This window comes from uncultured Limnohabitans sp. (genome assembly GCF_937889215.1).
Taxonomy (GTDB): Bacteria; Pseudomonadota; Gammaproteobacteria; order Burkholderiales; family Burkholderiaceae_C; genus Limnohabitans_A.
In genome coordinates, this window is sequence record NZ_CALBEX010000428.1 from 1 (window position 1) to 1,765 (window position 1,765).

Consider the following 1,765-nt stretch of genomic DNA (forward strand, 5'->3'; position numbering starts at 1 on the left):
CAACTCGAACCCGAGCAGTTCATGTATTCCATGCTGACCCGCAGCCAGCGCATCAGCCATGAAAATTTGCGCCTGCGCGACAAGGCCTGGCTCGAAGGCTACGAAGCCTGGTTTGCGGGGCGCACGGCCACGCCGGGCATCAAACCGCCAATGTTCACGCCCTATACCCAGCGCTCGGTCACGCTCAAAAACCGCGTCGTGGTTTCGCCCATGGCGCAGTACATGGCGATCAATGGCCGCGTGGCCGAAGACCACCTGGTTCACCTGGGCGCACGCGCCATGGGCGGTGCGGGCTTGGTGATGGTCGAGATGACCGCGCCCAGCGCCGATGGCCGCATCACCCACGGCTGTCCAGGGCTGTGGAACGACGCGCAGACCGAAGACTTCAAGCGCATCACCGACTGGGTGCACGCCAAAACCGATGCCAAGATCGGCCTGCAAATTGGCCACGCCGGACCCAAAGGCTCAAGCTGCCGCCCCTGGCAAGGCCCAGGCATGGACCAGCCTGTGCCTTTAGACGATGCGGAAGGCAATTGGCCGCTGATCGCTGCGTCGCCGATCCCGTATTTGCCTTACGGCGGTGTGCCACGCGCCATGACCCGCGCCGACATGGACCGCGTCACGGCCGAGTTCGTGGCCTGCACCCAGCGCGCTGCACAAGCCGGTTTTGACTGGCTGGAGCTGCACTGCGCGCACGGCTATTTGTTGTCGAGCTTCATCAGCCCGCTCACCAACCAGCGCACCGACGACCACGGCGGAACGCTCGCCAACCGCTTGCGCTACCCGCTCGAAGTGTTTGCTGCCGTGCGCGCCGCCTGGCCAGCGCACCTCCCGATGTCGGTGCGAATCTCGGCGCACGACTGGGTTGAAGGTGGCATCACGCCCACCGATGCGGTTGAAATTGCCCGCGCCTTCAAGGCCGCCGGGGCCGACATGATCGACTGCTCGTCTGGCCAGGTCAGCGCACTGCAAAAGCCCACTTACGGCCGCATGTACCAAACGCCGTTTGCCGACCGCATCCGCCAAGAAGCAGGCATCGCCACCATCACGGTGGGTGCGATCTCAGAAGCCGACCACGTCAACAGCATCCTGGCCGCTGGCCGCGCCGACCTGTGCGCGGTGGCCCGCCCACACCTGGCCAACCCGGCCTGGACGCTGACCGAGGCAGCGCGCATCGGCTTCAAAGACATCGCCTGGCCCAAAGCCTACGTGTCGGGTAAGCCACAACTCGAAGCTGCTTTTGACCGCGAGCGGGCTTTGCAAAACGCCACCAAGGGGGACTAATGCCCATGCTGAACGACCGCCATGCCCTCATCACGGGTGCAGGCTCAGGCATCGGGGCGGCCATTGCCTTGGCGCTGGCACAAGCGGGTTGCCGCCTGAGCTTGGCTGGCCGCTCGCTCGAGAAACTACAGGCCCAGGCCGAGCGTTTGCGCGAGCAAGTGCCCGACCTGGCCGTGGTGCTGGCCCCCATGGACGTGGCCGACCCGCATGCCGTGCAAGCGGCCGTGCAGCAAGCGCAAGCTCGGCTGGGCCCGGTGCACATCCTGGTCAACAACGCCGGGCAGGCATTGAGCCAACCTTTTGGCAAAACCGATGCCGCGCTGTGGCAGCAGATGCTCGATGTGAACTTGAGCGGCACTTTCCATGTCACGCAAGCCGTGCTGCCCGGCATGCTGGAGGCGACTGAAAGCGGCACACCGGGGCGCATCGTCAACATCGCCAGCACGGCCGGTCTCATGGGCTATGCCTACGTGAGCGCCTA

At 65.2% G+C, this 1,765-nt stretch carries 1 protein-coding gene and 1 pseudogene; both read left to right on the top strand.

Going from position 1 to position 1,765, the window contains the following annotated elements; genetic code table 11:
• Positions 1–1,284: pseudogene (locus Q0341_RS10930) on the top strand (bifunctional salicylyl-CoA 5-hydroxylase/oxidoreductase); the annotation flags it as partial.
• On the top strand, positions 1,284–1,765 hold a 482-nt coding region (locus Q0341_RS10935; RefSeq protein ID WP_299513126.1), incomplete at its 3' end, for an SDR family NAD(P)-dependent oxidoreductase. The pseudogene Q0341_RS10930 and the gene Q0341_RS10935, both read left to right, overlap by 1 nt.